The 23393-nt window shown below is 74.8% G+C and carries 20 protein-coding genes; 7 read left to right on the top strand and 13 right to left on the bottom strand.

Annotated elements, in window-relative coordinates:
• Positions 1-131: 131 nt before the first annotated feature.
• Positions 132-881 carry a DedA family protein gene (locus tag ACGFI9_RS29640; RefSeq protein WP_393183095.1) on the bottom strand — a complete coding sequence of 250 codons (750 nt, stop codon included), beginning with the start codon at positions 879-881 and terminating at the stop codon, positions 132-134.
• 113 nt (positions 882-994) lie between these two features.
• Here ACGFI9_RS29640 and ACGFI9_RS29635 point away from each other — a divergent pair, with 113 nt between their 5' ends.
• From ACGFI9_RS29635 to ACGFI9_RS29620, 4 genes are all read left to right on the top strand, one after another.
• Positions 995-1696, top strand: a complete 702-nt coding sequence (locus ACGFI9_RS29635; RefSeq protein ID WP_393183094.1) for a nitrilase-related carbon-nitrogen hydrolase — start codon at positions 995-997, stop codon at positions 1694-1696.
• Between the two features lie 76 nt (positions 1697-1772).
• Positions 1773-2621: an alpha/beta fold hydrolase gene (locus ACGFI9_RS29630; RefSeq protein WP_393183092.1), complete on the top strand. Its 849-nt coding sequence runs from the start codon at positions 1773-1775 to the stop codon at positions 2619-2621.
• Positions 2618-3265, top strand: a complete 648-nt coding sequence (locus ACGFI9_RS29625; protein WP_393183090.1) for a phosphotransferase — start codon at positions 2618-2620, stop codon at positions 3263-3265. Before ACGFI9_RS29630 ends, ACGFI9_RS29625 begins: the two co-directional genes overlap by 4 nt.
• Positions 3262-4125: an MOSC domain-containing protein gene (locus ACGFI9_RS29620; protein ID WP_393183088.1), complete on the top strand. Its 864-nt coding sequence runs from the start codon at positions 3262-3264 to the stop codon at positions 4123-4125. Before ACGFI9_RS29625 ends, ACGFI9_RS29620 begins: the two co-directional genes overlap by 4 nt.
• 4 nt (positions 4126-4129) lie before the next feature.
• Here the strand turns inward: ACGFI9_RS29620 and ACGFI9_RS29615 are convergent, their stop codons facing one another.
• From ACGFI9_RS29615 to ACGFI9_RS29595, 5 genes are all read right to left on the bottom strand, one after another.
• Positions 4130-5575, bottom strand: a complete 1446-nt coding sequence (locus tag ACGFI9_RS29615) for a serine/threonine-protein kinase (protein WP_393183086.1) — start codon at positions 5573-5575, stop codon at positions 4130-4132.
• 133 nt (positions 5576-5708) lie between these two features.
• Positions 5709-5912: a hypothetical protein gene (locus tag ACGFI9_RS29610; RefSeq protein ID WP_393183084.1), complete on the bottom strand. Its 204-nt coding sequence runs from the start codon at positions 5910-5912 to the stop codon at positions 5709-5711.
• A 2-nt stretch (positions 5913-5914) separates the two neighbouring features.
• Complete coding sequence (locus ACGFI9_RS29605) at positions 5915-6979, bottom strand: LacI family DNA-binding transcriptional regulator (RefSeq protein ID WP_393183082.1); 1065 nt, start codon at positions 6977-6979, stop codon at positions 5915-5917.
• Positions 6980-7067: 88 nt separating this feature from the next.
• On the bottom strand, positions 7068-7901 hold the full coding sequence (locus tag ACGFI9_RS29600; RefSeq protein ID WP_393183112.1) for a helix-turn-helix domain-containing protein: 834 nt from the start codon (positions 7899-7901) through the stop codon (positions 7068-7070).
• 159 nt (positions 7902-8060) lie between these two features.
• Positions 8061-8324, bottom strand: coding sequence for a DUF397 domain-containing protein (locus tag ACGFI9_RS29595; RefSeq protein WP_393183080.1), 264 nt, complete (start codon positions 8322-8324; stop codon positions 8061-8063).
• A 242-nt stretch (positions 8325-8566) separates the two neighbouring features.
• Between ACGFI9_RS29595 and ACGFI9_RS29590 the strand changes: the two genes are divergently transcribed.
• Positions 8567-9202 (top strand): GGDEF domain-containing protein, encoded by a 636-nt coding sequence (locus tag ACGFI9_RS29590; RefSeq protein ID WP_393183078.1) that lies wholly within the window; start codon positions 8567-8569, stop codon positions 9200-9202.
• 38 nt (positions 9203-9240) lie between these two features.
• Here ACGFI9_RS29590 and ACGFI9_RS29585 read toward each other — a convergent pair whose 3' ends face one another.
• The 3 genes from ACGFI9_RS29585 to ACGFI9_RS29575 form a co-directional block, all read right to left on the bottom strand.
• Positions 9241-10272 (bottom strand): phosphotransferase, encoded by a 1032-nt coding sequence (locus ACGFI9_RS29585; protein ID WP_393183076.1) that lies wholly within the window; start codon positions 10270-10272, stop codon positions 9241-9243.
• Positions 10273-10311: 39 nt separating this feature from the next.
• Positions 10312-10806, bottom strand: a complete 495-nt coding sequence (locus ACGFI9_RS29580; protein WP_393183074.1) for a type II toxin-antitoxin system PemK/MazF family toxin — start codon at positions 10804-10806, stop codon at positions 10312-10314.
• Positions 10807-10897: 91 nt separating this feature from the next.
• Complete coding sequence (locus ACGFI9_RS29575; RefSeq protein WP_393183072.1) at positions 10898-11635, bottom strand: class I SAM-dependent methyltransferase; 738 nt, start codon at positions 11633-11635, stop codon at positions 10898-10900.
• Positions 11636-11686: 51 nt separating this feature from the next.
• On the opposite strand from ACGFI9_RS29575, the gene ACGFI9_RS29570 reads away from it, so the two are divergent.
• Both ACGFI9_RS29570 and ACGFI9_RS29565 read left to right on the top strand, forming a co-directional pair.
• Positions 11687-12205, top strand: a complete 519-nt coding sequence (locus ACGFI9_RS29570; protein ID WP_393183071.1) for an NUDIX hydrolase — start codon at positions 11687-11689, stop codon at positions 12203-12205.
• Positions 12206-12236: 31 nt separating this feature from the next.
• Positions 12237-13472, top strand: a complete 1236-nt coding sequence (locus ACGFI9_RS29565; RefSeq protein ID WP_393183069.1) for a hypothetical protein — start codon at positions 12237-12239, stop codon at positions 13470-13472.
• Between the two features lie 119 nt (positions 13473-13591).
• Here ACGFI9_RS29565 and ACGFI9_RS29560 read toward each other — a convergent pair whose 3' ends face one another.
• Genes ACGFI9_RS29560 through ACGFI9_RS29545 form a run of 4 tightly spaced genes read right to left on the bottom strand, consistent with a single transcriptional unit; the run spans position 13592 to position 23374 of the window.
• Positions 13592-19087: an amino acid adenylation domain-containing protein gene (locus ACGFI9_RS29560; RefSeq protein ID WP_393183067.1), complete on the bottom strand. Its 5496-nt coding sequence runs from the start codon at positions 19085-19087 to the stop codon at positions 13592-13594.
• A complete protein-coding gene (locus tag ACGFI9_RS29555) occupies positions 19087-22215 on the bottom strand; it encodes an amino acid adenylation domain-containing protein (RefSeq protein ID WP_393183065.1) in 3129 nt (1042 codons plus the stop codon). The genes ACGFI9_RS29560 and ACGFI9_RS29555 overlap by 1 nt, the downstream gene beginning before the upstream one ends.
• The gene (locus tag ACGFI9_RS29550) at positions 22215-22400 is read right to left on the bottom strand and encodes an MbtH family protein (protein ID WP_393183063.1); all 186 of its coding nucleotides are present in this window, start codon (positions 22398-22400) and stop codon (positions 22215-22217) included. The genes ACGFI9_RS29555 and ACGFI9_RS29550 overlap by 1 nt, the downstream gene beginning before the upstream one ends.
• Positions 22400-23374 (bottom strand): TauD/TfdA family dioxygenase, encoded by a 975-nt coding sequence (locus tag ACGFI9_RS29545; protein ID WP_393183061.1) that lies wholly within the window; start codon positions 23372-23374, stop codon positions 22400-22402. Before ACGFI9_RS29545 ends, ACGFI9_RS29550 begins: the two co-directional genes overlap by 1 nt.
• Positions 23375-23393: the final 19 nt, after the last annotated feature.

Genomic DNA, 23393 nt, shown 5'->3' with positions numbered 1-23393 from the left:
CCACGACGCGGGTGTGGCCCGCCGTGACCGGCGCAGGGATCAAGCCTGACCGCCCGGAGCCGGGCACGGCGGGCCACACCCGAAACCGCAACCACCACGGACCGAGACCCAAGGACAGCGCCGGAATGGACCTACCGGTCGTCCGAGGAAACCCACCATCCGCCCCGGTACAACGTCCCCCGAGGCTCCTCCACCGGCGCCGCGGCGCGGGAGCGGCGGGAGCGGCGTACCCGGCTGACCACGAACCAGCCGACCGCGCCCACGCAGACCACGATGACGACGTTCTGCAGCGTGCCCACGTACGTCTCGACCAGGTGCCAGTTCTCGCCGAGCAGGTAGCCGGCGAGCACGAAGGTGCTGTTCCAGATCAGGCTGCCCAGCGTGGTGTACAGCAGGAAGACCGGCACCGGCATCCGTTCGACGCCGGCCGGGATGGAGATGAGGCTGCGGAAGATCGGGATCATCCGGCCGAAGAAGACCGCCTTGACGCCGTGCCGGAGGAACCACGCCTCGGTACGGTCGACGTCCTCCAGCTTGACCAGCGGCAGCTTGGCCGCGATGGCGCGCATCCGGTCCCGGCCCAGCGCCGCGCCGACGTAGTAGAGGGCGAGCGCCCCCAGCACCGAGCCGAGGGTGGTCCAGGCGATCGCCCCGAGCAGACTCATCTCGCCCTGGCTGGCGGTGAATCCGGCCAGCGGCAGGATGACCTCGCTGGGGATGGGCGGGAAGAGGTTCTCCAGGGCCACGGCCAGGCCGGCGCCGGGGCCGCCGAGCCGTTCGACGAGGCCGGTGACCCAGCCGACCGGTCCCTCACCGGCCGGCTCCGCGGCCCGCGGGGCGCCGAGCGGGGAGCCCACCAGGAGTTGCGCGTTTCCGATCATCCCGACAACGTTACGGGCGGCGCCTCGGAGAACCCGGATCCGAAGCTGAGAGGGTCCTGTGAACCACGGATCCGGCCCGGTGCCGTCGAGCCCGAAGGAGGGAGAGTTCGCCTGTGCGTACGCCACTGCGGATCGCGGTCGCCCAGCCGTTCTGCCGTTCCCACGACGTCGCCGGCAACGCGCGGGTCCATGCCGCGACGGTCCGCGCCGCAGGCGTACGCGTGGTGGTCTTTCCCGAGCTGTCGTTGACCGGGTACGAACTGGACGCCGCGCCGGTGGATCCCGACGACGTCCGGCTCGCGTCGCTGGTCGCCGCCTGCGCCGAGACCGGGGCCGTGGCGCTGGCCGGCGCGCCGGTGGCCGGACCGGAGCGGCCGTACCTCGGGATCCTCGCGGTGGACGGCGCGGGCGCCCGGGTGGCGTACCGGAAGATGTGGCTGGGTGGGGCGGAGCCAGACCGGTTCGCGGCGGGGCCGGAGCCGGCGGTGCTCGCCGTGGACGGGTGGCGGCTCGGCCTGGCCATCTGCAAGGACACCGGGATTCCGCGGCACGCCGCGGAGACGTTGGCCCGGGGCGCGGACGCCTACCTGGCCGGGGTGCTGGAGTCGGCGGACGACGCCGGGGTGCCGGAGGAGCGTGCCCGACGGATCGCCAACGCGCACCGGGTGTGGGTGGCGGTGGCGAGCTTCGCCGGTGCGACCGGTGGCGGCTATTCGGCGGCGGCCGGTGGGTCGGGGATCTGGGCACCGGACGGATCGCCGGTGGGCCGGGCCGGCAGCGGGCCGGGTGAGCTGGTCCGGGTGACGCTCCACTGAGCACGGAGCACGGGTTGTCGGGCCGGTCGCCTACGGTGGGACGGCGGGGCCGCCGGCCCCGGAAGGGGGGAAGCCGATGACCGACACACCTGTCGAGGGCACCGTCCGGTCCGCCGACGGCACCACCATCGCCTACGAGCGTCGGGGCGCCGGGCCGACCGTGGTGCTGGTGGACGCCGCCGGCGGCTTCCGCGAGATGGGACCGATGCGTCCGCTGGCGCAGCTGCTGGCCGACGAGTTCACCGTGGTCTGCTACGACCGGCGCGGCCGGGGCGGCAGCTCGGACACCGCGCCGTACACGGTGGAGCGTGAGGTCGACGACCTGCGCGCGCTGGTCGACGAGGTCGGCGGGCCCGCGTGCCTGTTCGGTTTCTCGTCGGGGGCGGTGCTGGCGCTGGTGGCGGCGGCGCGGGGGCTGCCGGTTGCCCGGCTGGCGTTGCTCGAACCGCCGCTGGACCTGACGGCCGCTCCGAGCGGCGAGCCGGGGCTGGCCACGGAGATCGCCGATCTGGTGGCGGCGGGCCGGCGCGGCGACGCGGTGGCGCACTTCCAGGCGAGCATCGGCGTGCCCGCCGAGATGACCGAGGGGATGCGGCAGAGCCCCTGGTGGGCGGCGCTGGAGAGGCTGGCGCACACGCTGGTGTACGACCTCACGATCGTCGACGCGCTCCCGGCGGACCAGCTCGCCGGGGTCACCGTGCCGACCCTGGTGGTCTACAGCGAGCAGAGCGACGAGCGGCTGCGCCGGTGGGCCGAGGGCGTCGCGGCGGCGCTGCCCACCGGGCGGCTTCGCGGCATGCGGGGCGACTGGCACCAGGTGCCGGAGGGGGATCTGGCACCCGCCCTGGCCGAGTTCTTCGCCGGCCGCGCCGAGCCGGCCGGTGCGGGCGGAGGCGGTCCGGTGAGCGGCGGCGCGGCGCGGTGACGGCGGCCGCTCCCCTGGCCTCGGGCCGCACCGCCGACGTGTACGCGCTGGGCGACGGCCGGGTGCTGCGCCGGTACCGGTTCGACTGGGACGTACGCGCCGAGGCCGAGACGATGCGGCACCTGCGCGCCGAGGGCTTTCCGGTGCCCCGCGTGCACCACGCCGAGGGCCGCGACCTGGTGCTCGACCGGGTGACCGGGCCGACGCTGGTCCAGTCGTTCGTCTCGGGCGTCGTCGACGCCGGCGACGCGGCGCGGCTCCTGGTCGATCTGCACGCCCGGCTGCACGCCCTGCCCGCCGTCCGGTCGAGCGACCCGGCAGTCCGGATCCTGCACCTCGACCTGCACCCGGAGAACGTCCTGCTCACGTCGGCGGGTCCGGTGGTCATCGACTGGACGAACGCCACCGAGGGACCGCCCGAGCTGGACCGCGCGATGACCGCGCTACTCGTCGCCGAGGTGGCGGTGGACCCCTCCCTCCCGCTGTCCGGGGCGGCGCACGCGCTGCTGGTCGCGTACGTCGCCGAGGCCGGGCCGCTGGGGTCCGTCGAAGCGGCCACGCGGCGGCGGGCCGTGCTCGGCCCGCCCGACCCCGCCCGGCTGCCCGAGGCGGCCGCCCTGGTCCGGTCGCTGGTGCCCGGATGAGCCGCCCGGGTGCCGCGGGGCGGGACGACCCGGGGATGATCGGGCGGCTCGCCGGGATCCGGCGCTACCCGGTGAAGTCCCTGCTGGGCGAGGAGCTGACGACGGTCGCGGTAGGCGTCGGCGGGCTGGCCGGTGACCGCCGGCTGGCCCTGCTGCACCGGACGACCGGCCGGGTGGCCAGCGCGAAGAACCCGTACCGCTGGCGGCGCCTGCTCACCCTCCGGGCCACCGGTGCCGGCCCGGTCACCGTCACGCTGCCGGACGGCCGGAGCGTGGCGGCCGACGACGACCGGGTGGAGACGATCCTCTCGGAGCTGCTGGGCGAGCCGGTGACGCTCACCGGCACCCCGCCGGTGGACGCCGTGCTGGAACGTTCGCGGCCGGAGGAGGTGCTCGCGGCGGGGGTGGCGGTGCCGGTGACCGTCGACGAGGGGCGGCTCGGGGCCGCCGCGCCGGCGGGCGGCTTCGTCGACTTCGCCCCGGTGCACCTGGTGACCACGGCGACCCTGCGACGGGTCGGCGCGGCGACCCCGTCCGGCGTGGTGGACCCGGCCCGCTACCGGCCGAACCTGCTGCTCGACAGCGTCGGCGACGGGTTCGAGGAGAACGACTGGGTCGGGCGGGAGCTGCGGATCGGCGCGGAGCTGGTGCTGCGGGTGGTCGCGCCGACGCCCCGGTGCGCGGTGCCGACCCTGGCGCACGGCAGCCTGCCCCGCGATCCGGACGCGTTGCGCGCCCCGGCCCGGCTGAACCGGGTGGTGCCGCTGCCGGGCCTGAGCGCACAGCCCTGCGTCGGCGCGTACGCGCAGGTGCTGCGGCCGGGTCGGATCCACACGGGCGACGCGGCGCGGCTGGCCTGAGGGCTCAGCCCTCGTTGCGGCCGCCGCGCAGCTGCCCGTACGCGTCGAGCAGCTGCTGGAGCGCGGCGGCCGTGGTGTCGTCGATCTTCTCGTCGTCGGCGGCCTCGTCGATCCGCTCCCGCAGGTCGTCGATGCGCTTGGCCCGGTCCTTGGGCTTGCCGCGGTCCAGCTCGGCCGCCTTCTCCCGCAGGTCCTTCGCGGTCTCCGGGTCGATCTGGCCGTTGGCCACGGCCTGGTCGAGCACGGCGGCGAACTGCGCGGCGAGTTCGCGGAGGGTGACCGGTGCCGGCACGGTCGTGGCGGGCTCGGTGGTGGCCGGGTCGGGCGCGCTGGACGACTCCGGCGCGGACTCCTCGGCCGGCGCCGAGGTGACCGGGCCGGTGCCGGTCGGGGTGTCGGAGTTGCCGTCGAGCAGCAGCGTGGCGACCAGGCCGAGCAGCAGCACCAGCCCGGCGGCGACCAGCACCCCGATGAGCCGGTTCGATCGGTCGGACGGGCGTGCCGGGGCCGGCGGCGGGCTCGGGCGCAGCGGCGGGGCCGCCCGGTCGATCAGCGTCGGCGGGTGCTCCGACGACCGGGCGATCGTGGGCAGGATCGCGGTCGGCGGGTCGGCCGGCTGGCCGGCGCCGAACCGGCTGGCGAGCTGGGCGGCGGTGGGCCGGCGGGCCGGGTCCACGGCCAGGCAGGCGAGGGTGAGTTCGGCGACGTCGGCGGGGAGCCCGGGTACGCGCAGCGGCGCCACCGCGGGCCGGCGGGCCTGCACATCGAGCACGTCCTCCCAGGTCTGTACGGGCAGCGGAGCCCGCCCGGTGAGGGTGCGGTAGAGCAGCGCGCCGAGGGCGTACACGTCGCTGGCCGGGTTCGGCGGGCCGGGCGTCATCCGCTCCGGGGCGAAGTAGGCCGGCGTACCCATCAGCAGCTCGCCGGTCTGGCCGGCCAGCGGGTGGCGCGGTCCGGCGAGCGTGGCGATGCCGAAGTCGAGGACCTTCGCGCCGGTCTCGGTGAGCATCACGTTGCCGGGCTTGATGTCGCGGTGCACCACGCCGAGCCGGTGCGCGGCGGCCAGCGCGGCGGCGACCTGTCCGGCCAGCCGGACCGCCTCGGGCCAGGCGAGCGGGCCGCCGGCCAGCCGGTCGGCCAGGGTGCGCCCCTCCACCAGCTCCATTACCAGGTAGGGCACGACCGAGCCGTCGGGCAGCGTCGCCTCGCCGTAGTCGTACACCTGGGTGACGTGGGGATGGGTGAGCCGGGCCGCGGCGCGGGCCTCGCGCTGGATGGTGGCGCGCAGCTGCGGGTCGGCGGCGAGCTGGGTGGCGAGGGCCTTGACCGCCACCGGGCGGTGCAGCACCTCGTCGTCGGCGCGCCACACCTCGGACATCCCGCCGAGCCCGATGCGCTCGCGCAGGACGTACCGATCGTGCAGCCGGAGCGTGGGCGTGAACGGGGACATGGTGGTCCAGTGTGCCTGGCCCCCCGCCCGCCGCACCAACCCGGTGCCCGGTTCGGGATCGGCTGGGCGGTTCCGGGGCGAATGACCTGCCGTCCGGGTGGCGGAGGCCACCCGGACGGCGCCGCCGGTCGGGTCAGGGCTGGCAGGACGGCAGCGAGGCCGGGCGGGGCTCCATGAGGTCGGCGAGGCGCCGCAGGGCCCCCGCGGCGGCCAGCCGCGTGGGCGCCAGCCGGGGCGGGCGGGGCCGGTCGGGGCGGACCGGGGCGTCCGGGCGGGCCGAGTTGACGTGCCGGGTCACCGCGTCGACGGCGAGGACGAAGCCGGTGGAGTGTTCCATGGTCAGCTCCCTGGTACGGGTCCGGTGGAGGTGCGGACGACGAGGTCGGTGGGCAGGACGAGGTGGCCGTCGGCCGGGGCGGCCGGCGGCTCCAGCAGCAGTGCGGCGGCGAGCCGGCCCTTCTCCTCGGCCGGCTGCCGGACGGTGGTGAGCCCCGCGGCGGCGGCCTCGGCGATGTCGTCGAAGCCGGTCACCGAGACCGGGCGCGGGAGGCGGGGGCCGGCCGCGGCGAGGGCGTCGAGCACACCCAGGGCCAGCACGTCGGAGCAGGCCAGGACGGCGGTGGGTGGATCGTCGCCGGCCAGCACGGACGCCACGGCGGCGGCGCCGGCGGCGCGGTTGTTGGCGGTGGCGTTGAGCACGGTGATCGCGGGCCACGCGACGCCGACGGCGGCGAAGGCGTCGGCGAAACCGGTGAACCGGCCCCGCGTCGTGGGGTGCGGCGCGGCGCCGGGGTCGGCCAGCCGGAGCGGTCCGGCCGGGGCGTCGGGCAGCACGGTCTCGCCGAGTACGGCCACCCGCCGGTGGCCGAGCGCGGCGACGTGGTCGGCGACGGACCGGGCGGCGGCGCGCTCGTCGATGCCGACGTAGCGGTCGTCGGGGCCGGCGTCGGGGCGCGCGGCGGTGGTGACGTAGGGCAGTCCCCGGTCGCGGATCACCCGCAGGGCCCAGTCCTCGTCCCCCACGCAGTAGACGCAGAAGCCGTCCACGGCGGCGTCCTCGACGACGCTGCGGGTCCGGGTCCGGTCGGCGGGCAACGGCACCAGCAGCAGGCTGGTGCCGTGCCGCTCGGCGGTCCGGCTCACCCCGGCGAGGAAGCGCACCGCGAAGGGGTCGGTGAAGGCGTACGACAGCTCGGAGGTGAAGAGCACGCCGAGCGCGCCGACGAATCCGCGGCGCAGCGAGCGGGCGGTCGGGTTGGGGCCGGAGTAGCCGAGCCGCCGCGCCGCGTCGAGGATCTTCGTCCGGAGCGCCGCCGAGAGCTGGTCCGGCCGGCTGTAGGCGTTGGAGACGGTGCTCCGGGAGACGCCCACCGCGTCCGCGACGTCCTGGAGGGTCGGCTTCACCGGACTCCCCTTCTGTATCGATTCAGAACTGGATCGATACAGAGACTAGCCGCAGCCGGTGGGGACGGTCAATGGCAGGGGTCCGGCGTCAGGCCGGGTAGAGCTCGTCGCGGATCCGGGTGAGCAGCTCGGGGGTCCGCTCCGGCGGCGCGGCCTCCACGCAGAGCCGCTCCATGGCCAGCGCGTAGTAGTCCAGGTCGTCGCGCTTGTCGAGGTAGATCGCGCTGGTCAGCTGTTCGATGTAGACGATGTCGGGCAGGTCCCGGTCGCCGAAGCGCAGGATGCTGAAGGCGCCGCTGGCGGCGGCGTGACCGCCGGCCTCGAACGGGACGATCTGCAGCTGGACGTTCGGCGCGCGGGTGGCCTCGATCAGCGCGTCCAACTGCCCGCGCATCACCTCGGGGCCGCCCATCGGCCGGCGCAGCGCGGCCTCGTCGAGCACCGCCCAGAGCTGGGGCGGGTCGTCGCGGCGCAGCAGTTCCTGACGTTTCATCCGCAGCCCCACCCGCCGGTCGATCTCCTCGGCCGGCGCGCCCCGGTGACCGAGCAGGACCACCGCCCGGGCGTAGTCGGCGGTCTGCAGCAGGCCGGGGACGAACTGCACCTCGTACGTCCGGATCAGCGCGGCGGCCGCCTCGAGGCCCAGGTAGGACTGGAACCAGCTGGGCAGCACGTCACCGTACCGGTGCCACCAGCCGGGGCTGTTCGCGTCCCGGGCGAGCCGGAGCAGCGACTCCCGCTCGTCGGCGGCGGTGACGCCGTAGAGGGTGAGCAGGTCGGCGACGTCGCGTTCCTTGAAGCCAACCCGGCCCAGCTCCATCCGGCTGATCTTCGACTCGGAGGAGCGGATCTCCCAGCCGGCGGCCTCCCGGGTCACCCCGGCGCCTTCCCGGAGCCGGCGCAGCTGCGCCCCGAGCAGCATGCGCAACACCGTCGGCCCGCTGGTCGGACCTCCCTCGGTGGGCCCCATCGTCACCGCTCGTCCCTCGCCTGCCGACTGTCCTGACCGGACGCCCCAGCCCGGCCGACGTGTAAGCATGCCATGGACCGACGGTGAGGAGAACTCCTCCGGACGGCCGAGTCAGTCCCGGTGCCGGGACAGCCCTTGGGCGAGCAGGTGGTCGAAGTCGCCGTCCCGCGCGCCGAGCACGAACGCGGCGATCTCGTCCACCGTGTAGATCAGCGCCGGCCCCTCCGGGTACCGCGAGTTGCGTACCGCGATCCCGGCGCCGCCGGGGAGTTCGGCCAGTTCGACGCAGTTGCCGCTCGGGTTGCTCCGGCGGCTCTTCTGCCACCGCACGGGTGGCAGCTGGCTGACCGGTACGCCGTTCTGAGGTTGCTGCATGGGGCGTCTTTCTGTGCAAGAGCCAGCCGATGCCGCGGGGAGGGAGCGGTGGGCGGCGACGAGAGGGGTCTGTCGACTGAGGACTGAGATGCACGTGCATCTGCTATTGCATCTGCATTGGACAGCGAGCATGATAGCAGCGCATGGGTGTACCCAGGTGTTCACTGTGGGTGACCCGCTCCCGGGGGCGACCAGCGAAGACACGGTCGCGGGCGAGGCCGATGCTGCGGTGAGGAGGGCGCGTGCCGGATCCGATAACCATCGCTTCCGGTATCTCAGCCGCCGGCGCCCTGGTCTCCGCCTGGCAGCTGCGCCGCCGGGCGCAGCGCGCGGAGGCGGAGCTGGCGCTGCTCCAGGCCGAGCTGGAGGCCGAGCGGCACGCCGCCAGCCACGACCCGCTCACCGGGCTGCCGAACCGCCGCGCCTTCTTCCGGCTGGCCGCTGCCCTGCTCACCGACGCCGCGGGCCAGCCGCTGGTGGCGATCGTGCTGGACCTCGACGGCTTCAAGCAGGTCAACGACCGCTACGGGCACGCCGCGGGCGACCAGGTGCTGGTCAGCGTGGCGCAGCGGCTCCGGGCGTTCGCCGGGGACAACCTGGTGGCCCGGCTCGGCGGCGACGAGTTCGCCGGACTGCTGGCCACCCCGACGGTGGACCGGCGCTGGATCGAGCACGCCACCCGCCGGCTCTGCGAGGCGCTCGCCGCGCCGATCCCGCTCGGCACCCGCACCGTGCAGGTGACCGCCTCCGTGGGCCTCGCCCCGGTGCACGGCCCCACCCAGTTGACCGACGCGCTCTGCCGGGCGGACGCGGCGATGTACCAGGCGAAGAGCGTCGGGGCGGTCCGGGCGACCCGCGAGCTGATGGCGGAGTGCTGAGCGGAGGCACAGCGCCCGCGGCGGCGGGCGATGCCCGTTCAGCCGTCCCAGCGGCCCAGGTCGCGTAGCGCCTGGCGGGCGAGGCTGACCAGCCCGACGGGCGACAGCAGGCCCGCCACGATCCGCAGCGCGCGTACCCGGTCGGCCTCCGGCCGCTCGGCGTCCGCCACGTCACCGGCCCAGCTCGACATGTCGTCGAGCGCGCGCACCCCGAGGTGGTATGCCAGCCGGACCGGGTCCGGCTCCACCGGGCCGTACCCCTCGAAGAAGGCAGCCTGCTGCACCGGGGTCACCGGCGCGAACGCGAGCGCCCCGCCGAGGACGAACATCAGGTCCCGCTCGCGAGGGGCGAGCACGGCGTCGTCCCAGTCGATCAACCAGACCCGCCCGTCCGGGCCGAGCAGCAGGTTGCCCAGGTGCGGGTCGCCGTGGCAGACCACCAGATCCGCCGGGCGGGCCCGCAGCTCCGCGCCCATCCGGTCCACCCGGTCCAGCAGGGTCGCCAGGTCGTCGGCCGCCTCCCGCCAGTGCCCCGCCACCGCGCGGGTCCACCGGTCGGCCGCGCGGTCGTCCACCGCCCGCAACCGGCGATCCATCTCCCGGGCGGCCGCGCCGACCACCGCGTGGGTGTGGTCCTCCCGGGGCAGCCCGGCCAGTTGGTCGGTCACGGCGACCGCGTGGGTCGCGGCCAGCAGCTCGCCGTACGCGCGCCAGTGGGCGGGACGCATCCCGCCGGCGATGGCCCGCTCGTCGGAGACCCATGGCACCACCGACAGCCGTCGTCCCTCGTGGACGGTGGACACCTCGCCCGCTCGGGAGACACGCGGCGCGACGATGCCCGGTACGCCCTGATGGGCGAGCTGGGCCGTCACCACCAGCCCGGCCGGGGTGCCGCCCCCGCTCAGCTTGACCGCATACTGGCCACCGTCGGCGGTGGTGGCCCGCCACAGCTCGGCGGTAGCGTCCGCGCCGTACCCGACGGGCACGGCGGAGACGACGGTGAGGCCGAAGTCGTCCGCCATCCACCTCGCGAGCCGCTCGTCCACGCCGGTCGCCATCTCGCTCGTCACCGGCTCACCATGTCACTTCGGTGACAGGCGAGCGAACCGTTATCGCCAGCCGTAGCCGGCGCGCAGTGCCTGGCCCACCCGGTCGAACCGCCGCCGGTCCAGCACCGCGCCCTCGCGGCGGATGCTGTCCTCACGCATGGTGAGCACCCGGTCGAGGCGTACCCAGCTCGGGCGCTGGTCGCGGTCCCACTCCCCCGGGCCGAGGGCCAGCCAGTGCCGCTGCCCGTCCCGGTCGCGCTGGCTGGACAGCATCAGCCCGAACAGGGTGCGGCTGTGCCGGCCGACCACCAGCACCGGCCGGTCCTTGCCCTGCCGCGGGTCGTCCTCGTACGGGACCCAGGTCCAGACGATCTCGCCCGGGTCGGCCTGCCCGTCCAGCTCCGGGGCGTACGCCAGCTCACGCCGTTGCAGCGCGGCGACCTGGCGCCGCCGGGCCACCTGGGCCGGGATGCGCCCGGGGGTCCGGGCCGGTGCGGCCGCGCCCCCGGTGATCCGACCGAGCCGGGACGCCACACTCCTCAACAGACCTGCCACGGCGGGCAGCCTATCGTCCGGGCACATCCGGCGCGCAGGACGGATCAACGGACGCGCCTGGTGGTGGGAAGCCACCGGCCGGCCCGCGGGGTCAGGTCGGGCGGCGGGCCAGCACCAGCGTGGTACGCAGGTCCAGCACGACCCTGCCGCCGAACCCGTCGACCGCCGCGCCGACCGCGGCGAGCACCCGCTCGCGCAGCTCCGGCGGGCGGCGCAACTGAGGCGAGAAGGTGCTGACCAACCGCAGGTACGCCGCCGTGTCCAGGGGCACCGCCCGGCGGAACGACAGCGAGCGGATGTCGCCGAACAGCCCGCTGTCGGCGATGTCGGCGCGGAACCAGCCGTCCGGACGGTCGCCGCGCTGCTCCGGGTCGGCCGACTCGAACGCCGCCTCCAGCGCCGCGGCGTGCGCCGGATCGACGTAGGCGTAGCGGTGCCCGAAGACGGCCAGGGTGCCGCCGGGGGCGAGCGCGTCGTGGGCCCGCCGGTTGCGGGTGGCCGGGTCGAGCCAGTGCCAGGCCATCGCGCAGGCCAGGGCCGGCACCCCACCGGCCGGCGGGCTCCACTCCTCGAAGGGGACGGTCACCACCTCGACCCGGGGGAAGCGGTCGGCCAGCACCCGGGCCATCCGCCGGTCCGGCTCCACGCAGGTGGTCGGCGCGCCGAGGCCGAGCAGCGTCCGGGTGGCCAGGCCCGTCCCGGCGCCCACCTCGACCAGGGCCCCGGGCACCCCGCCGTGATACGCGCGGAGCGCGTCGACGATCTCCGCCGGATAGCCTGGGCGGGCCTCGTCATAATCGCCGGCCACCTCACCGAAGAGCTGCGACATGATCGCCATCATCGCAGCGCCGAGCGGCCGCCGCCGACCCCGGGAGGAACCGTGCATCCGGAGCTGCCCCGCGACCTGCCCGTGATCGAGCGCCGCGCGGTGCGGCTGGTGGTGCTCGACGCCACCGACCGGGTGCTGCTGTTCCACACCCGCGACCCGGAGCACCCGCGGCTGGGCATCTGGTGGGAGCTGCCCGGCGGCGGGCTGGACCCGGGCGAGACGTACCTGGAGGCGGCGGTGCGGGAGCTGCGGGAGGAGACCGGCATCGCGGTCCGGCCGGACGGGGTGGGCGCCCCGACCTGGCGGCGCCGGGCCAGCTTCATCCACCGGCAGCGGCGGCACCTCCAGGACGAGGTGGTGGTGCTGGTCCGGCTGCCCGGGCCGGGGCCGGACGTGGACGAGGCGCACCGGCTCGACTACGAGGTGGAGGACTACTTCGGTTTCCGCTGGTGGCCGGTCGCCGAGCTGGTCACCACCCGGCCGCGCTGCTATCCGGGGCGGCTGCCCGAGCTGCTGCCGGCGTTCCTGTCCGGCGAGGAGATCGAGGAACCGTTCGAGCTGTGGTCGTGACGGGCGGGCGGCCAACCGGCAGAGTGGAGCGGTGACTCCTCTCCGCGAACCCCTCGCCCGCTACGCCGAGCGGCTGCACCGCGCCGCCGGCGACGCCCACCACGTCGCCTCCCCGCTCGGCGCCTGGCTGCTCCTGGCGCTTACCGGCCCGGCCGCGACCGGGGACGACCGCCGGGAACTGGAGGAGGCGCTCGGCATCGACGCGGACAGCGCGGCAGAGGCAGCCCGGTCGCTGCTGGCCGCACCGCACCCGCTGGTGGCCTCGGCCACCGCGCTGTGGGAGCGGACCCCGTTCGAGGAGCTGGCCGCCTGGCGGGCCGGCCTGCCGGAGCGCACCGAGCGCGGCCCGCTGCCCGATCAGACGACGCTGGACGCCTGGGCCCGGCAGCGCACCGGCGGCCTGATCGAGCGGTTCCCGGTCGCCGTCGCCCCGGACACCCTGCTCATCCTGGCCAGCGCCCTGGCCACCCGCGTGTCGTGGGCGGACCCGTTGCAGGTGGCGCCGGCTGCCGAGCTGGGGGCCCGCAGCACGTGGGCGGGCCGGCTGCGGCGGGTGCTGCGGACGCCGCCGTGGGGGCACCGCTGCTGGGTGGCGGCCACCGGGCGGGCCGGCGACGTGGCAGTGCACGCTGCGCCGGCCCGGCCGGCGGACGGCGGGGCCGGCCTGCTGGTGGTGTCGGTGGCCGCCGCGCCGGACGTGCCGGCGGCGGACGTGCTGGCCGCCGCCCAGGAGGTGGCCGCGGCGGCTGCCACCGCCCCGGACGGGGTCGGGCCGGGCCGGCGGTCCCTGTTCGACCTGCCGCTCGGCGAGACGCCGCTGTGGACGCTGCGGGAGGAGCCGACGCGGACGTTCGCCGCCGACGGCCGGGTGGAGCACGCCTCGGCCGTACTGCCCTGCTGGTCGGCGGAGAGCCGGCACGACCTGACCCCGGCCGGGTTCGGCTTCGACGGGGCCGCCCGGGCGTTGGGCGCGCTGCTCGGGCTGGCGGAGCCGCCGTTCGAGGCGGTGCAGTCGGCGGTGGCGCGGTTCGGACGGTACGGCTTCGAGGCCGCCGCGGTGACCGGGTTCGGGATGGTGGCCGGGCTGCCGCCGGAGGGGATCGCCCGACTCGCGGAGCTGCGGTTCGGGCACCCGTACGCGGTGGTGGCGGTGGCCACCGACAAGGCGGGCGGGCCGTGGCACGGGCTGCCGGTCTACTCGGCCTGGGTGGCCGAGCCTGCAGAGCTGCCCGAGGACGAGGTGGCGGACCCGCCGGTCGAGTACTGATCGCGGGCGCCTCCGGCTGTGTCGCGGAGGCCCCGCGCCCGCACGAGAAGGGAACCCTCCCTACCGCTGGTGTTAAAAAGGGCCCCTTCTCTACCGCTGGCGTTAAGAAGGGCCCTTCCTCACGCCGCGACCGGCTCGCGTTCGGCGGTGCGGGCGGCGAGGCGCCGTTCCCGTTCCTGGGCGCCGATCAGGTCGTCCGGCAGGGAGTCCTCGACCTCGAGGTCGAAGCGGCGCAGCAGGCGGATCGCGAAGCCGCCGAGGGTGATCAGGACGAGGGCCAGCCCGAAGCAGACGTACGCGAAGCCGATGCCCCGGCCCGGACCGGTGCCGATCACCGCGCCCACCGAGCCGGCGAGCGCCCCACCGGGGGCGAGCATCGGCTCGAACAGGGCGGTGGCCCCCGGCGCGAGCAGCGCGAACCCGATCGGCAGCGTCGACCAGGCGATGGTCTGGTTGAGGCTGAACACCCGGCCGTGGAAGCGCTGCGGCACCTTTACCTGGACGATGGTCGCGTAGATGGACTGCGCGGTGGTCATCGCCAGGGCCAGTCCGAAGACGCCGACGCAGATCATCGCCAGCGAGCCGTCCAGGCCGATCAGCACGCAGCCGATCGCGGTGCCGAGGTTCGCGATCAGGACGCCGATCATCCGCCGCTTGCGCGGGCCGCCCCAGAGCGACATGAGCACGCCGCCGGCCACCGCGCCGACCGCCTCGGCGACGGCCACCTGCGCCACCTGCGTCGGGGTGCCGAAGGAGAGCACCAGCGGGGTGGTGAGCACCAGGGCGGAGGCCAGGAAGATGTTGCCCAGCGCGAAGTAGCCGAGCATCAGCCGGAAGCCCCGGTGCTGCCAGGAGTAGCGCAGCCCGTTGGCGATGGATGCCAGCAGCCGCTCCCGGGGCCGCCAGCCGAGCAGGTCGGGGAAGCGGACCACGGCCAGGGTGGCCACCGCCACCAGGTAGCTGGCCACGTCGACGAGCAGGATGCCCTTGAGTTCGATCGCGGCGAGCAGGCCGGCCGCGAAGACCGGCATCAGCAGGGTGGCGACCCCGGTGGAGAGCTGGGTGATGCCCATGGCGTGGCCGAGGTAGCGCTTCGGCACCAGCTGGGGCACCGCCGACTGGAACGCGATCCGCTGGAACGACCCGGCGACGGAGCTGAGCGCGACCAGCAGGTAGATGTGCCAGAGCACCAGGTTGTCCGTCCACAGCAGTCCGGCGAGCACCAGCTGGATCGACCCGGCGACGGAGCTGGCCAGCATCATGATCTGCCGCCGGCTGACCCGGTCGACGATCGCGCCGGCCACCGGGAGCATCAGCACCCCGCAGATCAGCGCGAGCGCCCAGAGCAGGCCGAGGTCGGCCACCGAGCCGGTGCGGTTGAACAGCCAGATCGGCAGGGCGAACGCGGTCAGCGCGGAGCCGGTGCTGGAGACGAGCTGGCCGGCGGTGACCGCGAGGAAGCGGCCCATGCTCGGCTTGACGGTGGCCTCGGTGGGCTGCTCCGCCCCGACCCGCAGCCGGTCGAGCACCACCCAGCCGGCGTCCTCGCCCCGGGCCTCCGGGCCGAGCGCGGTGACGTCCCCCGCGGTCACCGCCGGGTGCACCTGGGTGACGATCTCGGCCAGTTCCTCGGCCCGGTACTTGAGGAAGAAGTGGCCGGCCTGGTCGAGGACCACCAGCCCGAGGGTGTCGCTGAGGAACTGCCACTCGGCGTACCGCTCGCGGTAGTAGTCGGTGACCGGGTCCTCGGAGCCGACCACCGAGATGATCGGGGCGCGCAGCCTGGTCGCCCGCTGGTCCAGCAGCCGGGTGAAGTACTCCTCGGAGGCGCGGGAGTCGGCCCGCATGTTGCTGATGATCCGGTCGGCCTGCTCCGGGTCCAGCTCGTCGGTGTCGACGCCCATGGACTTGAGCCAGCTGGCGTAGTGCCGGTTGCTGACGAGCTGCTCCAGCCGGTTGCGGGTGCGGGCGAAGAGGCCTTTGGGGCGGGCGAACGGGAACATCGCGCCGATGTAGACGGCCTCGAGGTCGCGCCCGGCCGCCTCGACCTTGCGGGCCACCTCGGCGATGATCGCGCTGCCCACGCCGCAGTGGCCGTACAGGGCGATGGGGCCCTCGACCCGCTCCAGGATCTCCTCGGCGACCCGGGTGGTCAGCTCCTCGAACGGCAGCGCGTCCTCGGCGAGCCCGACGTCGTGCCCGGGGATGGCCAGGGACCACAGGGCGTGCCCGGCGGGCAGCGCGTCGGCCAGCGGCTGGTAGACGATCGCGCTGCCGCCGCCGTACGGGACGCAGACGTACGACAGCACGCGTTGCGCGGCGGGGATCGGCTTGGTCAGCTCGTAGAGCAGCCGGCGGGGGCCCTCCTCGGCGGCGTCGCCGGAGATGTACGCGGCCAGCTCGCGGATGGTCCGCTGCTGGAACAGGTCCATCACGCCGACCGCCCGGCCGCCCAGCTCCGCCTTGCGGATCCTCGCCACCACCTGGGTGGCGAGCATGGAGTGCCCGCCCAGGTCGAAGAAGTCGTCGTCGATGCCGAGGGTGTCGACGCCGAGCACCTCGGACCAGATGGCGGCGAGCGCCCGTTCGGTGTCGTCGCGCGGCTCGACCAGCGCCACCGACGCCTCGCGGGTGGCCACCGGCGCGGGCAGCGCCTTGCGGTCGAGCTTGCCGTTCGGGGTCAGCGGCAGCGCGTCGAGGGTGACGAACGCGGCCGGCACCATGTACTCCGGCAGGGTCTCCTTGAGCGCGGCCTTCGCGGCGGCGTGCTCGGCGGGTCCGACGAGGTACGCGGTGAGCCGCTTGTCGCCGGGGCTGTCCTCGCGCACGATCACCGCCGCCTCGGTCACCCCGGGCTGCTCGCGCAGCGCGCTCTCGATCTCGCCCAGCTCGATCCGCAGGCCGCGCAGCTTGACCTGGTGGTCGATCCGGCCGAGGAACTCGATGACGCCGGTCTCCCCCGACCCGGCCGGGGCGGGCACCCAGCGGGCCAGGTCGCCGGTGCGGTAGAGCCGGGCGCCGGGGTCGCCGGAGAACGGGTCGGGGACGAACTTCTCGGCGGTCAGCGCCGGCCGGCGGTGGTAGCCGCGGGCCAGCCCGACGCCACCGATGTGCAGCTCCCCCGCGACGCCGACCGGGCACTCCTCGCCGGCCGGGTCGAGCACGTGCAGGCGCAGGTTGGCGATCGGCGCGCCGATCGGCACGCTGCTCACCTCGGCCAGCAGCGCCGGGTCGCAGGGCCAGGCGGTGACGTCGATGGCCGCCTCGGTGGGGCCGTACAGGTTGTGCAGCCCGCACCAGGGCAGCCGGGCGGTGAGCTCCAGCGCGGACGCCAGCGGCAGCTCCTCGCCGGAGCAGATCACCCGGCGCAGCGCGGTGACCGCCTCGATGCCCTCCTCGCCGAGGAAGACGGTGAGCATGGACGGGACGAAGTGGGCGGTGGTGATCCGCTCGGCGACCAGCAGGTCGCGCAGGTAGCCGGCGTCCTTGTGCCCGCCCGGCTTCGCCAGGACCAGCCGGGCGCCCTCGCGCAGCGGCCAGAAGAACTCCCACACCGACACGTCGAAGCTGGCCGGGGTCTTCTGGAGCACCGCGTCGTCCGCGCCGAGGCGGTAGGTCTGCTGCATCCAGTGGAGCCGGTTGACGATGCCCCGGTGGGTGTTCGGCACGCCCTTGGGCCGGCCGGTGGAGCCGGAGGTGTAGATGACGTACGCCAGGTGCTCCGGGCCGGCGGTCGGCTCGGGGTCGGTGGTGGGCTGGTCGGCCCAGACGGTGGCGTCGTCCAGGGCGAGCACGCTCGCGGCGGTCTCCGGCAGCACGTCGCGCAGGTGCCGCTGGACCAGCACCACCGGCGCGTCCGCGTCGGTGACCATGAAGGCGAGCCGGTCGGCCGGGTACTCCGGGTCCAGCGGCAGGTAGGCGCCGCCGGCCTTGAGCACGCCAAGGAGTGCGGCGACCAGCTCGACCGAGCGTTCGGCGCAGACGCCGACCAGGGTCTCCGGGCCGACGCCCGCCGCGCGCAGCCGGTGGGCGATCCGGTTGGCGGCCGCGTTCAGCTCCGCGTACGTCAGGCTGCGCCCCTCGATGGTGAGCGCCACCGCGTCCGGGGTGGTTGCGGCCCGCTCCTCGATCGGGCCGTGCAGGGTCTGCGTACGCGGGAAGTCGGCGCCGGTGTCGTTCCAGGCCGCCAGCAGCGCCCGCTCCTCGGCGGGCAGCAGCGCCAGCCGGGAGACCGGGGTGTCCGGGGCGGCGGCGATCGCGGCCAGCAGGGTGTTCCAGCGCCGCGCCATCCGCTCGACGGTGTCCCGGTGGAACAGGTCGGTGTTGAAGACCAGCTTTCCCCAGAGCCCGTCGGACACCTCGACCGCGTGCAGCTCGAAATCGAACCGGGTGGCCCGCAGCTCGATCGGCGTCCAGCTGAAGCTGACGTCGTCGGCACCGGACACCCCGGAGAACCGGCCCATCTCGTAGTTCTGCAGCACGAACATGGCCTGGAACACCGGGGAGCGGCTGACGTCCCGGGGCAGCCCCAGCTCGTGCACCACCTTGGCGAACGGCACCTCGGCGTGCTCGAACCCGTCCAGCACGCTGCGCTTCGTCCGCGCCAGCAGTTCGGTGAAGGTCGGATCGCCGGCCAGCTCGGCGCGCAGCGGCAGCATGTTGATGAACATGCCGACCACGTTCTCCAGCTCCGGCGCGGACCGGCCGGCCACCGAGGCGCCGACGGCGAAGTCGTCCTGGCCGGCGTGCCGCGCCAGCAGCACCTGGTACGCGGCGAGCAGGGTCATGAACAGCGTGCCGCCGGCGGCGCGGGTCAGCTCGCCGAGCCGGTCGACCACCGCCCGGTCGACGGTGAACTCGACGAAGTCGCCCCGGTAGGTCTGGGTGGCGGGGCGGGGCCGGTCCAGCGGCAGCTCCAGCGGGGTGATCCCGGTGAGCCGCTGCTTCCAGTAGTCGACGTGCGCGCGGGCCTGCGGGCCGGCCAGCTCCTCGGCTTCCCACCGGGCGAAGTCGCCGTACTGGATGGGCAGGGTGGGCAGCTCGCCGCCCCGGTAGAGGGTGATCAGGTCGCGCAGCAGCACGTCCACCGACCAGCCGTCGCCGACGATGTGGTGCTTGCCGAGGAACAGCACGTGGTCGTCTTCCGCCAGTCGGATCAGCAGCGCCCGCAGCAGCGGCCCCCGGGCCAGGTCGAACGGCTCGGCGGCGGCCGCGTCGACCAGCGCCTGCGCACCGGCCTCGTCGGGCGCGTCCACGATGGTCAGCGGCACCTCCACGGCGTCCTCGACCACCACGGTGGGGCGCCCGTCCGAATCGGCCGGGAAGCGGGTCCGCAGCGACTCGTGCCGGGCGGTCAGCGCGGCCAGGGCGGCCCGCAACGCGTCGACGTCGAGCGGGCCCCGCACCCGTAGCGGCACCGCGATGTGGTACGCCGCCTCGCCCGGAGCGAGCTGGTCCATGAACCAGACCCGCTCCTGGGCGTACGACAGCGGCACCTCGGCGTCGGCGGGCCGGGGCGCGATCCGGGCCGTGGGGGCGGCCTGGCGGGCGCGCAGTCGCCGGGCGATCAACGCCTGCCGGGCCGCCTCCCGGGCCGGATCCTTCAGGGCGGTCATCAGCTCGATTCCTCTTCCGCCGCGAGCAGCGCGGCGACCTCGGTGTCGGAGAGTCCGTCGAGTTCGGCGGCGATCTGCTCCTCGATCTGGGCGGCCAGGTCCGCCACCACGGGGCTGCTGAACAGCGCCCGCATGGGCAGTTCGACGTCCACCTCGGCCCGGATCCGGGCCATCGCCCGCATGCCGCGCAGCGAGTTGCCGCCGAGGGCGAAGAAGTCGTCGAGCGCGCCGACCTTCTCCACCTGGAGGATCTCGGCGTACACCTCGGCGACCAGGGCCTCGGCCGCGGTGCGGGGTGGCACGTAGCTGTCCTCGGCCGGGACGGTGGTGGCCGGGGCGGGCAGCGCGGCCCGGTCCAGCTTGCCGTTGGGGGTCAGCGGCAGCGCGTCGAGCCGGACCAGCGCGGTGGGCACCAGGTGCGCCGGCAGCTCGCGGGCCAGCTCGGCGCGGACCGAATCCTCGGCGGCCGGACCGACCAGGTAGCCGACCAGCACCGGCTCGCCGTTGTCGAGGCGCACCGCCGCGGCGGCGGCCCGCACGTCCGGGTGCGCCAGCAGGGCCGCCTCGATCTCGCCCAGCTCGATCCGCATGCCGCGCACCTTGACCTGCTCGTCCCGGCGGCCCAGGTACTCCAGGGTGCCGTCGGTACGCCAGCGGGCCAGGTCGCCGGTGGCGTACATCCGCTCCCCGGGAGGGCCGTACGGGCAGGGCAGGAAGCGCTCGGCGGTGAGGCCGGGCCGGCCGTGATAGCCGCGGGCCAGCTGGGTGCCGGCGACGTACAGCTCGCCGACCACGCCCGGCGGGACCGGCTGGAGGGCGGTGTCGAGCAGCAGCGCCCGGGTGTTCCAGGTGGGCGTGCCGATCGGCACCGGGCCGGGGGCGACCGGCTCGCCGGGGGCGATCCGGGCGGCCACGCAGCCGACGGTGGCCTCGGTCGGGCCGTACTCGTTGATCACCGCGACCTCGGGGTGGGCGGCCCGCCAGCCGGCGAGCTGCTCGCCGGTCAGCGCCTCGCCGCCGATCACCAGGTCGGTGGTGGGCGACAGCGCGCCGTCGAGCAGCGCCAGGTGGCTCGGGGTGACCTTGAGGAACGCCGGTCGGCCACCGGCCCGGGCGGCCGGCTCGTCGATCGCGGCCAGCCGGACCGTGCCGCCGGCGGTGAGCGTGCCGAGCAGGCCGGTGACCGTCAGGTCGAACGAGATCGGCGAGTGCAGCAGCGCCGCGCCGGCCAGGCCCGGGTAGGTGTGCCGGGCCCAGGCCAGGTACCCGGTCACCGCGCGGTGCTCCACCACCACGCCCTTCGGCCGGCCGGTGGAGCCGGAGGTGTAGAGCACGTACGCGGGATGCTCCGGGCGCAGCGGGGCGTGCCGGTCGGCGTCGGTGAGGTCCGCGTCGGACTGGTCGGCGCCCACCTCCCCGTCCAGCACCAGCGCCTTCCCCGGCACCAGCGCGGCGGTCTCCGGGGTGGCCACCACCAGGACCGGCTCGGCGTCCGCCAACAGGTACGCGATCCGCCCGGCCGGGTACCCGGTGTCCACCGGAACGTACGCCGCGCCGGACTTGAGCACCGCCAGGATGGCCACCACCAGTTCGAAGGAGCGGGGCAGGGCGAGCGCGACCCGGGTCTCCGGCGCGGCCCCGCGGGTCACCAGCAGCCGGGCCAGCCGGTTGGCGGCGGTGTTCAGCTCGGCGTACGTCAGCGGCACGCCGTCGCAGACCAGCGCGGTGGCGTCCGGGGTGGCCGCCGCCTGCCGCTGCACCTCGTCGACCACCGTGCTCGGCGGGACCTCGTGCGCGGTGTCGTTCCACGCCACCAGCACCCGCTCCCGGTCGGCGTCGGCGAGCAGCGGCAGCGCGGCGACCGGCCGGTCCGGGTCGGCGACCGCGGCGTCGAGCAGCCGGACGAACCGGTCGACGATCGCCTCGGCCGTGGACCGGTCGAACAGCTCGGTCCGGTACAGCAGCCGGCTGGTGCCGGTGGCCAGGTCGAACGCGAGGTCGTCCTTGGTGGTGCCGAGCGGCACCGGGTCGAAGCCGGTGTCGGGGATGTAGTTGATCGCCGCCTGGAAGATCGGCTGCACCGCGGGGTCCCGCTGCGGCGCGACCTCCTGCACGACCAGCTGGAACGGGGTCTGGGCGTGCTCCATCGCGTCCATCAGCGCGTCCCGGGCCCGACCGAGCAGCTCGTTGAAGGTGGGATCGCCGCCAACGTCGCAGCGCAGCGCGAGCGGATTGACGAACATCCCGATCAGCGGGGTCAGCTCCGGCAGGTCCCGCCCGGTGGTGGAGACGCCGACCACCACGTCCGGGCTGCCGGCGAGCCGGGAGAGCAGGGCGGTGAACGCGGTCAGCAGCACGGTGAACGGGGTGGCCGACGCTGTCCTGCCGAGCGCCGCCACCCGGTCCAGCAGCCCGTCCGGGAGGGTGAAGTGCACCTCGTCCCCGGCGAAGCCGGGCTTGACCGGTCGGGGACGGTCCAGCGGCAGGTCGGTCACCGGCGGGGCGCCGGCGAGCCGGTCCCGCCAGAACGCAAGGTGGTTCGCCAAACCTTCGCCGGTCAACTGCTCACGCTGCCACGCCGCGTAGTCCGCGTACTGGATGGGCAGCTCGGGCAGCACGGCGGTGGTGCCGGACAGCGCGGCCTGGGACAGGGTGTCCATCTCGCTGCGGAAGACACCCACCGAGTGCGCGTCGAAGACGGCGTGGTGCAGCACCAGCAGCAGCCGCCAGGCCGTGTCCCCCAGCCGCAGCAGCCGGGCCCGCCACAGCGGCGGCCGGTCCATCGGGATCGCCGTCCGGGACAGTTCCCCGGCGATCTCGGCTGCCCGCGTGGCGCGCTCGTCCGCGGGCAGCTCGCGCAGGTCGTCGACGGGCAGCTCGATCGGCTCGACCGCGCGCACCACCTGCACCAGGGCACCGTCGTCGAGGCGCAGGTAGCTGCGCAGCGTCTCGTGCCGGGCGACGACCTCCGCGAACACCGCGGTGACCTGCTCCCGGGTCAGGCCCACCGGAAACGTCCAGGGGCTGGAGACGTTGTAGACCGGTGACCCGACGTCGAGCTGGTTGGCGAACCAGACCCGCTCCTGGGCGTACGACGCCGGGAAGGTCCACTCGCGAGGCTCGGTCATCAGCTCGCCTCGCGCAGCGACCGTGGCCGCATGTCCGTCCACACCTCGTCCACGTGGGCCAGGCAGTCCGCCCGGGCACCGGTGAACCCGGCGTCGTGCCAGCCGGCAGGAAGTTCCCGGTCGGCCGGCCAGATCGAGTACTGCTCCTCGTCGTTGCGCACCACGACGAAACGGTCTTCGCTCATCACTGCTCCTGCTGCTCGATCGGGTCCCGCCGGTTGCCCGGGCGGTACGGCTCGGCCATCGCGACCGCGATCCGGCGGGGGCCGGTGAACGGCTCCCGGCCGTGCGCCGCGGTCATGTTGTCCACCACCAGGACGTCGTCCGTGCGGTAGTCGAAGCGCACCGTCGCCGCCCGGTAGGCGGCCCGGAGGTGGTCCATCACGTCGGACGGGATCGGCTCACCGTCGCCGTAGTAGGTGTTCGTCGGCAGCCCGTCCTCGCCGAACATCGCCAGCAGGGCCTCCTGGAGGTCCTTGGCCAGGGTCGACACGTGGAAGAAGGTCGCATGGTTGAACCATCTCGGCACGTCGCTGCCGGGCCGGCGGTGGACGGCGTCGCGGACCGTACGGGTGCGCAGGCCGTTCCGGCCGATCCACTCCGCCTCGATCCCGTTGGCCGCGCAGTAGCCGGTCACCTCGTCCCGGTCGTCGGTGTTGAACACCTGCTGCCAGGGCGTGCCGAAGTCGGCGTGGAAGTTGCGGACCAGGAGCCAGCGCCGCCGCTCGAACTCTTCGCGGATCGCCGGGTCGATGTTCCGGTAAACCTGTCGGACGTCGGCCAGCGGGGTGGCGCCCTGGGAGGTCGGCGGCTGGATGCAGTAGAAGAACAGGGTCAGCGGCCAGCCGGCCTGGTACGAGTTCTCGTTGTGCAGGAAGATCTCCTCTTCCGGCGGATAGTCGGTCGAGGTGTAGACCCGGCCCTTGATGGAGTGCCGGGGCGAGGACCGCTCGGTGTAGGTCAACGGCTCGCCGGACAGTGCCCGCACCACCCGGTCGAATCCGTCGACGCCGCCCACGTCGAAGCCGCGCAACAGCAACCCGCCGTGCTCGACCAGGGCGGCGCGCAGCTCCGCCCGGCGGCTCTCGATCAGCTCCAGGACGGGCGTGCCGTCACTCTCGACGGTCACCGGCAGACCCGCGGCGACAGTATCGGTCATCTGGCTCTCCGTTCGTGCA

This window comes from Micromonospora sp. NPDC048930 (assembly GCF_043197935.1).
GTDB lineage: Bacteria > Actinomycetota > Actinomycetes > Mycobacteriales > Micromonosporaceae > Micromonospora.
This window is presented reverse-complemented; position numbering and strand designations above follow the sequence as displayed.